The following is a 15,484-nucleotide window of genomic DNA, read 5'->3' on the forward strand; positions in this document are numbered from 1 at the left end:
AGAAAACATTGTTCTTGGAAATAGCACGGTGATTCGTGCTATTTTCGCCTTCATATCCGAATTTGAATGAGTAAAGATGAAGCCGTGAAGTGGTAAAGATTCTGTGCTTGGTTTTTCTGTGGTACTTTTGCAATCTTTTCGAAATGAAAAAGTACAGACAAAATGGAATATTTGATACTTGAAATTGGGCTTGTGAGTAAGTATTCTGTATTTAGACAGATGCAAAAATATTGTCATTTATAAAAGGAGGTAACAGCGAATGAATATTGCTGTAATAACAGGTGCATCTTCCGGTTTGGGTAAGGTTTTTTTTCAAAAGATGATGGAACGATATACAAACCTTGATGAAATATGGTTAATTGCCCGCCGTGAAGACAGGTTGAAAGAACTGGCTAATAAATACCCAGATAAAAAGGTTCGGATATTACCACTTGATCTCTCAGACACAAAAAGCATTGAAACTCTTGATGATGTTTTGAGAGAGCAACGACCTAACATTAAAGTATTAATTAACAATGCCGGGTTTGATCGGGCAGGTTTATTTGGAGAGATGAAGTATGAAGACATTCATTCGATTATTAATGTAAATGTAATGGGCATGACTATGATCAGTCGCACTTGCTTGCAATATATGAGTAATGGTAGCTATGAGATTATTACAGGCTCAATTGGTTCATTCGTACCGCTTCCATGGCGTGCAGTTTATAGTGCTAGCAAAGCATATGTTCGTTTCTTTGCGAGAGCACTTCATGATGAGGAACGTAAGCGTGGTGTAAACATCATGTTGTTGTCACCTGGAAGTATGAATACTGAGATGTTTAGAGAGAATACAACAGGTGGAAAGCTTTCGATTTTTCCGTATCTGAATCTTGAAAAGGAAACAGTTAAGGCGATGAAGAAAGCAGAAAGAGGAGCTGCTGTATATACGCCTCGTGCTTTCTATAAGGCATATAGAGTATTTGCAAAAATTGTTCCAAGTGCGCTTGCAGTTAAATTTACGAGTGTTGAAAGTTCTGTGCCAAAGGAATAGTATTCATTGCGATGAAGTTTCAGATAAGTTCTGCTAGGAGAGATTTAGATGATTTTATATTTTAGCGCAACCGGAAATAATAAATACATTGCAGAAGAAATCGCAAAAGAGATTGACGATACGGCTGTTTCCATTGAAAAAATAAATGCAAAGGAAATAAGGCTTAACAAAAATGAAAGTCTGGGGATTGTTGTTCCAACATACTTTTTGGAACTGCCTGTAAATGTGGAAGAATTTTTGAGGAGCATTTTCATTGAACTCTCCGAGTATAATTATGTCTTTGGCGTGGTGACTTACGGTTCGACGTCCGGTGCCTGTGGTACGCATATGAAGAAAGTTCTTCGTGAAAAGGGAATAAAGATGGCTGCTTTATATAGTGTTATCACGCCAGATACATGGACAGTCGTTTATGATTTGAGTAATGAGGATACTGTGAACAAAATACTGATAAAAACCAAGACTCCGCTTAGGAAAGTGATTTGCAGAATCAAAGCACGGAAAAAAGGTGATTTTAGAACTAGGCAATTTCCTTATTTTGTGACTCTATTTTCAAATCCAGCCTATCAAAAAGCCAGAGCAACTTCGCATTTCAAAGTATAGGATAGTTGTATCGGCTGTGGATTGTGTGCGAAAAACTGTCCTGTAAAAGCGATTGAAATGAGAAACAACAAACCGATATGGTCAAAAGAAAAATGCGTTGCTTGTCTGAGATGTTTACATAGTTGTCCTAAATTTGCCATACAGTATGAAGCAAAGACAGTGTATCACGGGCAGTACCGCATGGAGAAATATTTACCGACCGGAAAAGAGAGATGAAAGCAGAATAATGAAATATGATTTAAACAATAAAACAAATAGATTTGCACAAAGAACATTACTGGCATTCTCATCATCATTAATGGAAATACTGGAAACAAAGGGATTTGAAAGGATAACGGTAGGTGAAATCTGTGAAGCTTGCAATTATCCGAGAGCAACCTTTTACAACTATTTTGATGATAGCTATGATCTGCTGAATTACTGTTGGATTGCCATGATGCAGGAAATAAAAGTAGATGACTATCCATATATGAAACCTGAGGAACGAGTGTATATTATTTTCGAACGAATTTATGATTATTTTGATTCCTATCGGGAACGACTTGGAAAAATTATGATGTTCAATTCTCTAGATGGAGCATTGGTGACGTCATGCAATCTCTTTGTAAAACAGCAGAGCAGTCAAATTATGATGGATTGTCCATATGGGGATGTGCATCCGATTCCACACCAGCTAGTGGCTGAACACTACAGTAATACCCTTCAGCTCATTATAGAGTGGTGTTTCTTAAGAAAGAAGATTGATTCAAAAGAGGATGCGCTAAAATATCTGCATTATCTTCTAAGAAATATAGGATAATGAATCTATTTAGGAGGAAATGAATGATAAATGAAATAGATGTATTTGCACCAAGTGAATTGGCAGGAATAAGGTTAAATAATCGTATCCTTAGGGCGGCTACAGATGAGGGTTTAGCTGACGAAAGTGGAAATCCAACAGAAAAACTTATTAAATTATATGAAACTCTTGCGAAGGGTGGAGTTGGCGGTATTATTACGGGATATATGTCTGTTTCGAAGGATGGAGAATCCATGATGCCAGGAATGACTATGATTGAATCAGATGAACGTATTACGAGATTAGCAGAAGTGGTAAGTCGTGTTCATGAGATGAAAACGCCTATTATTTGCCAGATTGCACATTGCGGAAGAAATGGGATTGCAGGTAAAGATTTCAATGTGAATAGGATTTCAGAAGAAACTATTGAGCGAGTGATAAACGATTTCGTCTGTGCAGCCATTCGAGCAGAAAAAGCTGGTTTTGACGGAGTAGAAATTCACCTTGCTCATGGTTATTTTTTAAGTGAAATACTTTCACCACATACAAATAAGCGTAAGGATAAATGGGGTGGTTCTACTGAAAAAAGAGTGCGAATTGTAAAAGAAATTCTAATGAAAATTCGTTCTAAATTACCAGATTATCCTATTTTGGTTAAGGTGAATGGCAATGAAATATATAAAGATGGAATTCATACAGAAGAATCCGTTCAAATATCGAGATTGCTTGAAAAGTGCGGAGTGGATGCAATAGAAGTATCTTGTGGAATTGACTGGAAACAAATGGGACCAGCAAGAGGGAAGGTTCCTGTTGAAATGATTATGCATGATTATCCAGGAATTAAGAACCTTCCAAAACCAGTAAAAACGCTTTTAAAACCATTCGTTCCAATGATGATGGAAGAGGCGAGTGTAGATAGAAAATATAATGTACCTGCAGCAAAGAAAATAAAAGAGTCAGTGGGAATTCAAGTAATTGTTATTGGAGGAATCCATGATTTAGAAGATATAGAATCAACAATAAATGAGGATGGAATTGATTTTGTTTCAATGAGCAGACCTCTTATTTTGGAACCAGGGTTAATTAATAAATTCAAGCAACAGACGGAACAGAAAGCAAAGTGCCTCTCTTGTAATTATTGTTTGATAGGATTATATAATGCCCCAGTGAGATGTTATTATGGAAAAGTGCCGAAGTGATTTGTTCTAATAAATTAAAAGTTGTAAGCAATAAGGCACATGACACTAACGAAGCGTGATGTGCCTTATTTGCAAATTGAGAAATCGTGAATTTTCAGCTATAATAATATAGATATATTTTGTCACAGAAGCGGCACGGTGGATATGTTCGGTCACAAATAATGGATATATTCCCCCAAACGACCGTAGGTATAAGACGTATTTCCTGTCCTCTCGTGCCATGTTGAGACGGTAGTAAGGTTACAAAGGAAACGCATTTAAATATATTGGAAATAGTGAGAGTATGAGTATGGATAAAATATATATGACTCGCAATACGTGGTGAAGAAATGCTTAATGTGTAGCAAAATATACAAAAAATAGATAATATAGTGTAAAAAATAATTGTGTTGGTTTAGACTGGCACAATTATTTTTGTTTTACTAATAACAAAGGTTTTATTTATGGTTCTAAAAAGGTTCTAGCGATGAGTAGAAAAAAGAATACCGCTAGTATAAAATAATGGACAGTCAAAATTACAAAGGAGTTATATCTGTAATGGATGGTAATGGTTTAGCATATAGTAAATGGAGTTGTAAGTATCACATAGTCTTCGCACCTAAGTAGAGGAGACAAATCATATATGGAAAAATAAAAGCAGATATAGGGGGAATACCTATAACGTTATGTGAATATAAAGGGGCAAAAGTTATTGAAGCAAATGCATGTAAGATCATATACATATGCTTGTAAGTATACCACCGAAGTTAAGTGTCTCTCAGTTTATAAGGTATTTGAAAGGTAGGAGTTCATTGATGATTTTTGACGGACATGCAAAGTTGAAATATAAATATGGGAACAGGCAATTTTGGTGTAAAGGCTATTATGTCGATACAGTTGGAAGAAACAAAAAGATAATAGAAGAATACATAAAGAATCAAATACAAGAAGATTTAGCATATGAACAGATGAGCTTGAAAGCGTTTATTGACCCGTTTACGGGTGGTCCTGATTTATACTCGTTTACATAATTTTGTAGATGGGTATGGTAATGTGATATACTAATTTTATAATGATTAATTGGCGATTTTAAAAAATTTTTTGGTAGAGAAGTAAGAGTAAATAATAGCGAAATTAATAGCTAAAGGAGGAGATATTATAATTTATAATGAGGTTGTTAAGATTGGTTATACATATTTAATTCCATTGATATCAGAGATATACGGCTTGGAAGGTTACGAAATAACACTGGTTAAGGGACATGATGGAGGAAGGAATGTTATTTATAGCTGTGAGAAAGAAGGGGTTAACGCTAAAATACTCAGAATTGCTTTCTTAAATGACAGAAGCAGGGAAGATTTTCTCGCTGAAGTTGAGTATATCAGATACTTATTTGAGTATGGTGGAAGCGTTGCGAATGTAGTAAGTTCTAAGAGTGGAAAGCTATTGGAAGAGATAACTCATAATAATCATACCTTTTTTGTATGCCTGTTTGAAAAAGCTAGGGGAAAAATGCTGGTGGAAAATAACTACCAATATCGTGAAGGGGTTCCTATCACTGAATATTACTATAACTGTGGTAAGGTTTTAGGAAAAATGCACCAATTGTCTAAATGCTATAACCCTGTCCATCGACGATATAGTTTTTTTGATAAATACAATGCTGAATATATTGATAAACTAATACCTAACTCATTATATCTGCTTAAGGAGAAATTGTTAGAACTCCTAAAGATATTAGAGGGATTGGACAAGAACAGAGACTCTTTTGGTATGATTCATTTTGATTACAACGACGGGAATTATTCGATAGATTTTAATACTGGAGAAATAACAGTATATGATTTTGATAATTCATGTTTTGGTTGGTATATGTATGACTTGGCAGACCTCTGGACACATGGAGTTGGTTGGATACAATTTGAACCAGATGCTGATAAACGCAAAAAATTTATGGATGATTATTTTGAAACAGTTCTCCAAGGCTATAGATCTGAGACTAGCATCGACAATTCAATGCTAGATAAATTACCTTTGTTTACTAAGGTAACTCTCATGGAAAATATTATAGATGGATTCGAGTGCATGATGAACAATGGTGAAGAACTGGAGTATGATGAGGAACTATCTTATCTCATAAAATGCATGGAAGATGATATTCCATATAAGGGATTTTTCCATGAAGTTTATTCCTGTGAAGAGCCTTTTGAGTATGAGGAACGAGATATCTAATATTTTTGGTGTGGTCTTTGAAAGGTGCTCCTTATGAAAATTAGGTTTTGAAGGATTTAAAGTGAATATTGAGCGTGTTTTATCCATAGGATAAGGAGTTTTAAGAGCATAAGCTTTTAGAACTCTTCTAATATTCCCTAAGACTTAGAGTTAGGGGGATTTTCTCTTTAAGGTGTCTTTTTAAAAAAGTACTGTAAAGACAGTTGTAAACAGATGTTATAACAATAGTATGAATTAAGAATAAAAAACAATAAAACTCAAATAATATATAAATTTGGTATGATGTAAATAAGTAGTATAATATTATGTAGAAAATAATAATGAATTTTGTTTTGGAAGAAAGCAAGGGGGAATGAGCGTGAATAATTACGTTGATATTTTAGGTATATCATTTTCAAAATTAAATCTACAAGAGACAATTAATTTAATAGATAATAAGATAGAAAAATATAGAAGTCAGCTATTTCATATTATTACTGTGAATCCAGAAATTGCGATAGAGATTCAGGAAGACTCTGAGCTAAGAAAAATATCACTTGAAGCAGATTTAATAACACCTGATGGAATTGGCATTGTTTTAGCGTCAAGATTAAAGCGTAATCCAGTACCGGAGCGTGTTACAGGTTATGATTTGCTTTTAGAATCTCTTAAAGTGGGAAATTCAAAGGGGTGGTCATTTTATTTTTTGGGTTCAGATGAAGAAGTAAATAAAAAGACTGCAGAATATGTTATGAAGAATTATCCTAATGTTAAAATTGCAGGTAGACATCATGGTTATTTTAATAAAGAAGAAGAACTCAAAATTGTTGAAAATATAAAAAGTGCAAAGCCGGATATTCTTATAGTTGCATTAGGTTCACCACTTGCAGATAAATGGATATATAAAAACAAAACTCAGCTTAACTCTAAAGTGGTTTTTGGTGTAGGAGGAAGTCTTGATGTAATTACGGGAAAAGTTAAACGAACACCAGAAGTTTGGAAAAAGTTAAATTTAGAGTGGTTATTTAGGAGAATAAATGAACCTTCACGAAAAGAAAGACAGAAAAAATTGAAGGTTTTTGCATACAGAGCATTTGGTGAAGCATTTAATAAAAATATAAAGTAAAAGTTATTAAACGTTCTTATATAGTGTCATAATTATATATAAATAGAAAAAGACTCACTATGTAAGGTAAGCCTGATTTTATGAATAATATTGAGTAAACTTCGGAATATCTTTTATATTTTGGAGTGTCTACATATAGACGGTTTGTATGATACGTAAGATGAAGTAAGAATTGAATAAGAAAAGGTTGGACGCACTTAGAGGTAGGTGCGTTTTTATTGTTTTACGAATACCACAGGTTTTACCTGTGGTTCTAAAAAGCTTCTAGCGATGAGTAGAAAAAAAGAATACCTCCAATGTAAAATGGTAGTAGGTTTGCCGACCACAACCAAAAGTACAAAGGAGGTATATCCGTAATGGATAATAGTAGTTTAGCACATAGTAAATGGAATTGTAAATATCACATAGTCTTCGCACCAAAGTATAGGAGACAAATCATATATGGAAAAATAAAAGCGGATATAGGGGTAATACTTAGAAAGTTATGTGAACATAAAGGAGTAGAAATTATTGAAGCAAATGCATGTAAGGATCATATACATATGCTTGTAAGTATACCTCCGAAGTTAAGTGTCTCTCAGTTTATGGGGTATTTGAAAGGTAAGAGTTCATTGATGATTTTTGACAGACATGCAAATTTGAAATATAAATATGGGAATAGGCAATTTTGGTGTAAAGGCTATTACGTTGATACAGTTGGAAGAAACAAAAAGATAATAGAAGAATACATAAAGAATCAAATACAGGAAGATTTAGCATATGAACAAATGAGCTTGAAAGAATTTATTGACCCGTTTACGGGTGAATCAGTAAACAAAGGCAAAAAATAAAGCACCTTTTAGGTGCAGCCAGTAAAGGTATGCGGTTGGCAAACCGCTCAATGTGCGAGTAGCACGGCCAGTAACATGCCCTTATAGGGCTAAAGCAAACCACCCGTTTGACGGGTGGTCCTGATTTTTAATAAAATCATCGGATTGATAGACGAAATGAATATGTAAAAATGTCGCTTCCTTACAATACAAATTCTCTATGTAAGAGTAAAATTAGTTAAGTTGTTATTACTACATCAGAATTTAAATAGTTATATAGAGTATTGTTTGAGAATTGGAGATTAAAATGGTACAAAATTTTTCAAGAAAAAAAGTTTTATTATATATAGCTTTTTCTTATGGAGTCACATGGATATTATGGATTCCTTTGTTCTTAAATTATTCGTATAATATCAATGTTTTTACATTGCCAGGTCAATTTTATCTAGCATCCTTTGGACCTCTGACAAGTGTAATTGTGACACTTATGATACTCGAAGGAAAAAAAGGAGTTTACTCATGGTTTTCTAGAACCTATTCTTGTACTTTTCCTAAAAAGTGGCTGTTACTTGCTATTGCCATGCCTCTGTGCTATGGAATTGTTGGAATTCTGGCACATCGATTTATGCTTGGAGAATGGCTGAAGCTTTCAAGCTTTGGATTAACTTCGAAGCTTCCAGGGTTTAATCTATGGCAGACTGCGGTGGTTTGGGTTGCAACATTTGGATTGGGAGAAGAGTCTGGATGGAGAGGTTTTTTGCTTCCTGAATTAACTAAGAAATATTCTCTTAGAGTCAGTTCACTGATTGTGTCAGCTATCTGGATATTTTGGCACTTCCCGGCTTTTTTCTTTAATTCAACTTATGTTAACATGGGACTAGGAATTATTGGATGGGCAATCAGTTTGACATTTGGATCTGTGTTACTTGCATGGATTGCCAATGGAAGTAAATTCTCTGTTATTCCTGTACTAATCTGGCATGGAGGTTTTGATCTTATAACAGCCAGTGACCAGGCAGAAGCAGCAATGGCTATGGTGTGTAGCATGTTAGTTATCATTCAGGGAATTTATCTTATCCGAGGGATGGCTAGAAGGTAATGAATAAGATATAGTTGAAGAATACTTTATACCAATGAAGGAAGAAGAAATGCAAGAAATAATTAAGAATGAAAACAAGTATCCAGAACTTACATTTTTATAGAAACGAATTACCAAGTGTATATTCCAAACGCTATCAGGTAAAGAAAGCAAAAATGTATTATCAGAATTTGCTTTAAGTAGATGTTGAAGATAAAATGTTTATTTTTGAGGGGGATGTGAAGCAGCCTCCTCGTTACTTTTACACCTAATATCATAAAAAGAGCCATTCGGCAAACACAGTGATGTACACTAACTTAACAAAAGTTAATGAGCAGTACTTGACGCCACTATATCAAGATGATATAGTGGCGTCAAGTACTGTTCATGTAAATGAATTAGGAAAGAAAATAAAACAATATACACTAATATATAAGGCATATTTGGACTGAGCAAAAGAGGTACTTGAGTATTGTATGAAAATAGCATATTTGATATAAAAATATACAGAGAGGAGATAATTGGATGGCAACTTTTGACCAACAATCTATATACATTAAAGACTTACCTTCATCGCTGGCTAAAATGGGGTTTCAATTCTATCAAAGCAAGAATATCGAAGACGGACTTGTTACGTTACCGGCTTTTACGGGAGTAAGAATAAACTTTATTTTTGATGGTAAAAGTGTTGCTAGTGGTGTATTAAAATCTGGTGACTTGATGATTGCTGGATACACTGACTCTCCTCTTTATGGAAATGTCTATAATTTTTCAATGGCATCTATTGGAATACATTTTTCACTATTTTACTATTTAACAGGCTTGTTTCCCAGACAATGTAGGATACCATATAAAGTTCCAGAAAATAGTAGAATCTATTCTGATTTAGTACCATTTTTCTTTCTCCCAAGAGAAAACTGGGATTCACATGCCTTATCAATCATTAAAAAGAATCAACTAGTTTTAAATAAAGTAGTTATTAAACAGATGGAAAGAGTTAGTCTGGCAACGCAGTTATATGGCTATAACCAGATGAAAGGATTTCAGGATATTTCCAATGAACTAGGAATTTCATATCGACAATTGCAACGGGATTTTCATGCATTTTTAGGAATGACTCCTTCCCAATATGAGCGATTATTGCGCTATCAGGTTGCTGCATTAAATATTAAAAATACCAGCATTATCGAAGTGGCACTATCGTCAGGATATTATGACCAAGCTCATATGATTAGAGAATTTAAAAAGTTTTCTGATAAAACACCAAGACAGATAGCAGAGTTGAATGATATAACAGTTCCTTTTGTTGATAGGAAGATTGATCTATGATACTTTTATGAAGTATATTTATCTATAATATAATTTCATTGAGGACTTTGTATTACTGGATTTTTTTACTTTTCTACATAATAAAATTAACTGGATAGTTGTGGATACAGCCAGTGCAAAAGATACTCTTATTGCTGAATTTTTTGTCTTTAAAATTGATGTTTTGTTTACGGTAGTCTCGATGACATTTGCCACAGCCTATACAAGTATCATCAATTTATTATAGAGTTTTGGAATATTCTAAAGGTGTAATACCACAAGACTTTTTAAAATATCTAGTGAAGTGTGAAAGGTTGTTAAAGCCTGATAGGGTAGCTACTTGGCTTACAGGAAGTTTATTTACCTTCAGTAAATATTTCGCCCTAGCAATTCTGGCATCCAAAAGCTCAGATTTAGGTGAGCGTGAGAAAAAATATCTATAATAATTATAAAACTGACTGGTTCCCAAGTTTGTAAGTGAAGCCATAGACTTGGAGGTCCAGTCTTTTTCTATATGGGTAAGTATTTCAACTCTAGCTTTATTAAATTGCTCAAAGATATTTAAGTCTTTATTAAAATCATAGGGAATTGATTGTAGCTGTCTTGAAAAATCAATAAAGAGTTGATTAATAAGACTGTCTACCTTTTCTACATAATGCATGTTTTTCAGAGAAAATTCAATATATATCTGCTTGAGAATATCGTTAATAACCTCTGGGTTAGGAAGATAAACAATTTGGTTTACGGGAATACTATATTGGCTAGTAAAATCATCCTGTGGAGAAAAGTGCAAAAAACTGTTTTTGAATTTTTTCACAGCACTATATTCTTGTGGTGTACCTTTGGGGAAAAGAATAAAAGCATTTTCTTTTGAAAATATAGTTTCTTCTCCTATTTTTATCTTCATAGGTGTTAAAAAAAATAGAAATAGATAGTCACCACTGCCGTATGGTCTATTAATTTGATCATAATCAGGGTTTGAATGATTGTAGTCGCAATAATTTATCTTAAACATAGATTATTCTCTCTTTCAGTAATGTTATGTAAATTTGTTTCTTTTGATTATATTATAATCGGAATAAAAGTCAAGTATAACGGAAGGAAAGGCATGGATATTGCATTTGTAACTGCTATAATTAAATTAATCAAAAGACTAGTATTATATTGAGGAGAAAAAAGATGAGACCTGGATTTCAGTTAAATAATCATAATAGAGATTTAAATACATGTTTTGAATCACATGACCCATCTATGATGTGGGATCCTGTTAGCAAAACGTATTATTCATATTGTACAGATACTGCTATTGTATCAGATTATCGTCAAGGTATACCTGTAAGAAAGAGCAAAGACTTAATAAATTTTGAGTTTGTTGGACGGGTTTTATCAGATGAGGCAATAGCTCAGGGGCGTGATAATGGTGAGGGCTTTGATCCAACATTTGGTTTTTGGGCGCCATATACGGAGTATGTAGACGGGGAATACAGAATGTATTATTCCGCAACAAAAGCATTTGGTAGTTCAGAATCGAGAATATGGCTTGCTGTTGCTAGTAATCCAGAAGGACCTTTTGAAAATAGAGGTGTGGTGATGGATACTTGGAATACATCAGATGCAGAGCCTAATGCTATAGATGCTCATGTCTGTGATACTGCTGATGGAAGAAAGTATTTTATCTACGGCTCGTTCTTTGGAGGCATTTTTATTAAAGAACTTGATAAAGAAACAGGAATGCCAATAAACCCTGATAAGTATTACCAAGGAGAATGTATTGCGAAGAAACCATATAATTCATACATTGATGGGCCAGAGGGTGCCGCTATAATCTATAATCCTGACACAGAGTATTATTACATGTTCCTTTCTTATGGTTGGCTTGGTGATGATTATGATATAAGAGTAGGTAGATGCAAGAAGATTACAGGCCCCTATGTAGATTACAATGGTGAAAGTATGGTAGGGAATGCTCTTGGTATGAAGCTAGCAGGAAGCTATCATTTTAAAGGGTCTAATCCTTATGCTGGAAATGACAGTGAGGGTTGGAAGTTTGATGGATTTAGAGGCCCAGGGCATGGAGTTCCTTTCTATGCGCCTGAAAAAGATGAATATTTCTTTGTACATCATGTTAGAGATGGTGCTCAGATATTTTGTAAGAAGGAAAAGGATAGACAGTCTTTTAGAATGCATTATATGGCTATAAGGAAAATGTACTTTGTTGACGGTTGGCCATTGTTTTCCCCAGAACCATATGCAGGTGAGAAATCAACGGTAACTAAGCTTTCAGACAAAAAGGAAATGCTGGAGTTAGAATGGGAATGGCTTTTATTGAAAGCTGACAATAATACTATGGCAGAATCCGTTGTGTCAAAACTGCCAGATTACCTTATTCCAGAAAAAACTTATGTATTTACAGCATATGATTATGAGAACTGCAGAGAGTGTATCGTACTTAGTGGAATAACAAATGTTGGTGAAACAGTCTGGGCGAAAATTCATTAGGATTCTAGAAAAATACTTAATTTTAAAATTCATGTTGTAAATAATTTTATAACCTAATATCATTTGAGTTGGAAAAATCATTGAGGGAGGTTGTAACTTTGAAGGAATTATATGACATGATTTTTAAAAGAAAATCATTTAGAAAGTTTAATGATGCATTGTCTTTTTCAGAAGAAGAATTGCAGGATATAAATGAAGAAATAAAAAGATTAATTCCTCTTATAACTGGAATAGAAGTAAAATATGAAATTGTTCCAAGAGAAAAGACTACCTGTAAACGTGGGGAATGCTGTTTACTTATTTATAGTGAAGAAAAGGAGCATTACTTACTAAATGTTGGTTATATGTTTGAGCAACTGGATTTATATTTAGCTTCAAGAAACATAGGTGTATGTTGGTATGGAATGGGAAAAGTAAATGAGACTCAATACAATAATTTGCCATATGTAATAATGCTGGCTTTGGGAAAAGCAGAAGAAAATCAGTTTAGGAAAGACTATAGAAAAAGTAAGCGAAAAGAAACAAGTGACATATGGAAAGGGGATTTGAGCTTTGAAATAGCTGAGTTTGTTAAATATGCCCCAAGTGCTTGTAATACTCAACCCTGGCGAGTTGTTTGTGAAAATCATACTTTAAAAATATATCGAATAACAGAAATTAAATCAATTATACCAAAAGAAAAAGTATCTTTTTATAATTCAATAGATATGGGTATTTTTCTATATTTCGTGGAACTAGCTTTATCCCACAATAAAATTTCATTTCAAAGAACCTTGAGTCCTGAAAATAATGAAGCTGATTTAATACCTATAGGAATATACATGTTAAAGAAAGAAGGATAAATATAGCTACTTATCCTACGAAAAAATTATATAATGAGTTAGGTGTGCCTATTTTATTTTGGGAAGAGCACACCTAAGTAGTTTAAAATAATTAGCTTCACCAAACATAAACCTTAATAACAAGCATGATTTCTCAGGTGGAATGATAATTTCTTACGGAACTCTGGCACTAGGAGTATTTTAACTGCTAGTGTCAGAGTTTTATATATTATCTTCTTGGATTAGCAAATTCAGGTGCTGTAGGGTTAGGGTTTTCAAAATATCTACCAGGTGTTGATAAATCAAAGTAGAGTCTTGAATCCTCTGTAACTCCAAAATCCATATTTGAGCCAGTGTCCTTGATTTTGTTTAAAGCCTCTCTGAACAAAGCATTATGAGCTTCTTCACGGTTTAATAAAAAGTCAATTGTATTTTTTACATGTTTATCATTAATTTGCCTATAAAGATATTCATAAACTACCTTCGCTCTTTGTTCTGATGCTATATTTGAAAGTAGGTCTGCGACTAAATCACCTGTAACTGTTACATAGTTAGCTGTCCATGGCTCACCAGAAGAATTAATGAGAACTGGGGAAAGGCCAGTAAGAACGTGAGTTTCTATTTCACCGCTTCCTACAGATGTATTATCAACATTATGTCCATTTAGTAAATTTATAGTTTCAGCAACAATTTCCATATGACTAAGTTCTTCAGTACCAATATCAAGAAAGAGGTCTTTTATAGTTTGATCTTTTATTCTGAAGCTTTGAGATAAATATTGCATCGCTGCTTTTAATTCACCATTTCCTCCACCTAATTGCTCTTGCATTAGCACGGCATATTGAGGATTAGGCCTCTCAACCTTTACTTCCAATTGATTTAATAGCTGTTTTTCATGTTTAAACATTCTATGCACCTCCTTAAATAAATTCAATTTTATTCTTTACTTTCAATTAGAATTTATACTAGAGGATATATGAAAATTTAACATAAGGATTAGAGAATTCCTTATTCTATGTTAGACCAGTAGTTGAAGAATTTTTGTATATTTTAGGGTAATATGATACCATTTAGGAAGGATTAATAAAAGTTCTTAAAAGGGTGGAATGCTATATGATACTAATTATAACTAATAATGATGAACGTACAAATAGTTTTGTAGAGTGTATTAAGAAAGTCGCAAAAACAGAAGTTAAAATTATTCAGGATAAAGAAGTTTCTATTGAGAAAATTTCAAAATTACAACCAGATTCTATAATTATTTCTTTAAAATATAAAAAGGATTTGGAAACTGGAAGTTTTAAAGAAATCCTTGAGAAATATAAAAGTGTTATACCTATATTAGGGGTTGCTGGTGGATATGCAATAATTGCAGAGTACTTTGGATGCGAAATAGTTGAACTTAATAACAATAATGATGCTTTAATTACTTGTGATACTAATGAAGAATTATTTAAAGATTTTCCTTTATCATTTAATGCAATGGGGGGTCAATCAATTTATATAAATAAAGATAAGTTAGTAGATCAAGTTATATCAATAGCATTTTCGGAAGAGAGTGCTCAAATAGAAGCAATAAAACATAGGAACTATCCAGTATATGGTGTGAGATTTTATCCAGATTTTATAAATAATAACGATGACTTGATTATTATAAGGAATTTTTTAAGTATTAATGACAAGATTTGTTTAGATGACTCAGAAATTATAAAGGTGAAAATGGGACAAATAAGGAAAAATATCGATGAAATCGACAGGAAAATTGTTAGATTGTTATCAAAGAGAAATGCCAATGTTAAAGAAGCGTCAAAATATAAAAAGACATCTAGTGATGTAGTAGCAGAGGATAGAATAAAAGATGTGCTGCAAAAAGTAAGAACGATTGCGTCAGCAGAAGAAATTGATCCTGACTTAGTTGTTAGGATTTATGAATTTATTATACGAAGCTTCATAGCTTATGAAATGAGTGAATTTGAAAAAAACAAAAAATAAATTTTAGCAATTTATTTCGGCGGCAAGTCGAATTGTTTCATAATAATAAATAGA

14 protein-coding genes and 2 pseudogenes are annotated in these 15,484 nt (G+C 33.3%); 14 read left to right on the forward strand and 2 right to left on the reverse strand.

What is annotated here, in order from left to right:
• The first annotated feature begins 259 nt into the window (after window positions 1–259).
• The 11 genes and pseudogenes from CLOCEL_RS02100 (at window position 260) to CLOCEL_RS02145 (ending at window position 10,139) form a co-directional block, all read left to right on the forward strand.
• Window positions 260–1,030 carry an SDR family NAD(P)-dependent oxidoreductase gene (locus CLOCEL_RS02100; protein WP_010075058.1) on the forward strand — a complete coding sequence of 257 codons (771 nt, stop codon included), beginning with the start codon at window positions 260–262 and terminating at the stop codon, window positions 1,028–1,030.
• A 48-nt stretch (window positions 1,031–1,078) separates the two neighbouring features.
• A pseudogene (locus CLOCEL_RS02105) lies at window positions 1,079–1,846 on the forward strand (EFR1 family ferrodoxin).
• Window positions 1,847–1,856: 10 nt separating this feature from the next.
• Window positions 1,857–2,429, forward strand: coding sequence for a TetR/AcrR family transcriptional regulator (locus tag CLOCEL_RS02110; RefSeq protein ID WP_010075056.1), 573 nt, complete (start codon window positions 1,857–1,859; stop codon window positions 2,427–2,429).
• A gap of 23 nt (window positions 2,430–2,452) precedes the next feature.
• Entirely contained in the window at window positions 2,453–3,607 is a 1,155-nt protein-coding gene (locus CLOCEL_RS02115) for an NADH:flavin oxidoreductase (protein WP_010075055.1), read from the forward strand.
• Between the two features lie 537 nt (window positions 3,608–4,144).
• Window positions 4,145–4,617, forward strand: a pseudogene (tnpA, locus tag CLOCEL_RS02120) (IS200/IS605 family transposase).
• A 175-nt stretch (window positions 4,618–4,792) separates the two neighbouring features.
• A complete protein-coding gene (locus CLOCEL_RS02125; protein ID WP_242655202.1) occupies window positions 4,793–5,818 on the forward strand; it encodes a phosphotransferase enzyme family protein in 1,026 nt (341 codons plus the stop codon).
• 352 nt (window positions 5,819–6,170) lie between these two features.
• The gene (locus tag CLOCEL_RS02130; protein ID WP_242655203.1) at window positions 6,171–6,923 is read left to right on the forward strand and encodes a WecB/TagA/CpsF family glycosyltransferase; all 753 of its coding nucleotides are present in this window, start codon (window positions 6,171–6,173) and stop codon (window positions 6,921–6,923) included.
• A 356-nt stretch (window positions 6,924–7,279) separates the two neighbouring features.
• Window positions 7,280–7,753 carry an IS200/IS605 family transposase gene (gene tnpA / locus CLOCEL_RS02135; protein WP_013291570.1) on the forward strand — a complete coding sequence of 158 codons (474 nt, stop codon included), beginning with the start codon at window positions 7,280–7,282 and terminating at the stop codon, window positions 7,751–7,753.
• A gap of 286 nt (window positions 7,754–8,039) precedes the next feature.
• Complete coding sequence (locus CLOCEL_RS02140) at window positions 8,040–8,831, forward strand: CPBP family intramembrane glutamic endopeptidase (protein WP_010075051.1); 792 nt, start codon at window positions 8,040–8,042, stop codon at window positions 8,829–8,831.
• 284 nt (window positions 8,832–9,115) lie between these two features.
• Entirely contained in the window at window positions 9,116–9,262 is a 147-nt protein-coding gene (locus CLOCEL_RS22975; RefSeq protein ID WP_010075050.1) for a hypothetical protein, read from the forward strand.
• Window positions 9,263–9,335: 73 nt separating this feature from the next.
• On the forward strand, window positions 9,336–10,139 hold the full coding sequence (locus tag CLOCEL_RS02145) for a helix-turn-helix transcriptional regulator (RefSeq protein WP_010075049.1): 804 nt from the start codon (window positions 9,336–9,338) through the stop codon (window positions 10,137–10,139).
• Window positions 10,140–10,359: 220 nt separating this feature from the next.
• Here the strand turns inward: CLOCEL_RS02145 and CLOCEL_RS02150 are convergent, their stop codons facing one another.
• Window positions 10,360–11,133 carry a helix-turn-helix transcriptional regulator gene (locus CLOCEL_RS02150; protein ID WP_010075048.1) on the reverse strand — a complete coding sequence of 258 codons (774 nt, stop codon included), beginning with the start codon at window positions 11,131–11,133 and terminating at the stop codon, window positions 10,360–10,362.
• 164 nt (window positions 11,134–11,297) lie between these two features.
• On the opposite strand from CLOCEL_RS02150, the gene CLOCEL_RS02155 reads away from it, so the two are divergent.
• Both CLOCEL_RS02155 and CLOCEL_RS02160 read left to right on the forward strand, forming a co-directional pair.
• Complete coding sequence (locus CLOCEL_RS02155; RefSeq protein WP_010075047.1) at window positions 11,298–12,617, forward strand: arabinan endo-1,5-alpha-L-arabinosidase; 1,320 nt, start codon at window positions 11,298–11,300, stop codon at window positions 12,615–12,617.
• A gap of 98 nt (window positions 12,618–12,715) precedes the next feature.
• Window positions 12,716–13,459: a nitroreductase family protein gene (locus tag CLOCEL_RS02160; protein WP_010075046.1), complete on the forward strand. Its 744-nt coding sequence runs from the start codon at window positions 12,716–12,718 to the stop codon at window positions 13,457–13,459.
• A gap of 208 nt (window positions 13,460–13,667) precedes the next feature.
• Here CLOCEL_RS02160 and CLOCEL_RS02165 read toward each other — a convergent pair whose 3' ends face one another.
• The gene (locus CLOCEL_RS02165) at window positions 13,668–14,345 is read right to left on the reverse strand and encodes a manganese catalase family protein (protein WP_010075045.1); all 678 of its coding nucleotides are present in this window, start codon (window positions 14,343–14,345) and stop codon (window positions 13,668–13,670) included.
• A gap of 206 nt (window positions 14,346–14,551) precedes the next feature.
• Between CLOCEL_RS02165 and CLOCEL_RS02170 the strand changes: the two genes are divergently transcribed.
• Entirely contained in the window at window positions 14,552–15,430 is an 879-nt protein-coding gene (locus tag CLOCEL_RS02170; protein WP_010075044.1) for a chorismate mutase, read from the forward strand.
• Window positions 15,431–15,484: the final 54 nt, after the last annotated feature.

It is taken from the genome of Clostridium cellulovorans 743B (assembly GCF_000145275.1).
GTDB lineage: Bacteria > Bacillota > Clostridia > Clostridiales > Clostridiaceae > Clostridium_K > Clostridium_K cellulovorans.

What these genes read in the sequence shown, in the direction of transcription:
- CLOCEL_RS02145 (WP_010075049.1), top strand. Translation starts at nt 9,336, where the DNA reads ATGGCAACTTTTGACCAACAATCTATATACATTAAAGACTTACCTTCA.
- CLOCEL_RS02115 (WP_010075055.1), top strand. Translation starts at nt 2,453, where the DNA reads ATGATAAATGAAATAGATGTATTTGCACCAAGTGAATTGGCAGGAATA.
- CLOCEL_RS02140 (WP_010075051.1), top strand. Translation starts at nt 8,040, where the DNA reads ATGGTACAAAATTTTTCAAGAAAAAAAGTTTTATTATATATAGCTTTT.
- CLOCEL_RS22975 (WP_010075050.1), top strand. Translation starts at nt 9,116, where the DNA reads ATGTACACTAACTTAACAAAAGTTAATGAGCAGTACTTGACGCCACTA.
- tnpA (WP_013291570.1), top strand. Translation starts at nt 7,280, where the DNA reads ATGGATAATAGTAGTTTAGCACATAGTAAATGGAATTGTAAATATCAC.
- CLOCEL_RS02165 (WP_010075045.1), bottom strand. Translation starts at nt 14,345, where the DNA reads ATGTTTAAACATGAAAAACAGCTATTAAATCAATTGGAAGTAAAGGTT.
- CLOCEL_RS02150 (WP_010075048.1), bottom strand. Translation starts at nt 11,133, where the DNA reads ATGTTTAAGATAAATTATTGCGACTACAATCATTCAAACCCTGATTAT.
- CLOCEL_RS02100 (WP_010075058.1), top strand. Translation starts at nt 260, where the DNA reads ATGAATATTGCTGTAATAACAGGTGCATCTTCCGGTTTGGGTAAGGTT.
- CLOCEL_RS02170 (WP_010075044.1), top strand. Translation starts at nt 14,552, where the DNA reads ATGATACTAATTATAACTAATAATGATGAACGTACAAATAGTTTTGTA.
- CLOCEL_RS02155 (WP_010075047.1), top strand. Translation starts at nt 11,298, where the DNA reads ATGAGACCTGGATTTCAGTTAAATAATCATAATAGAGATTTAAATACA.
- CLOCEL_RS02130 (WP_242655203.1), top strand. Translation starts at nt 6,171, where the DNA reads ATGAGCGTGAATAATTACGTTGATATTTTAGGTATATCATTTTCAAAA.
- CLOCEL_RS02110 (WP_010075056.1), top strand. Translation starts at nt 1,857, where the DNA reads ATGAAATATGATTTAAACAATAAAACAAATAGATTTGCACAAAGAACA.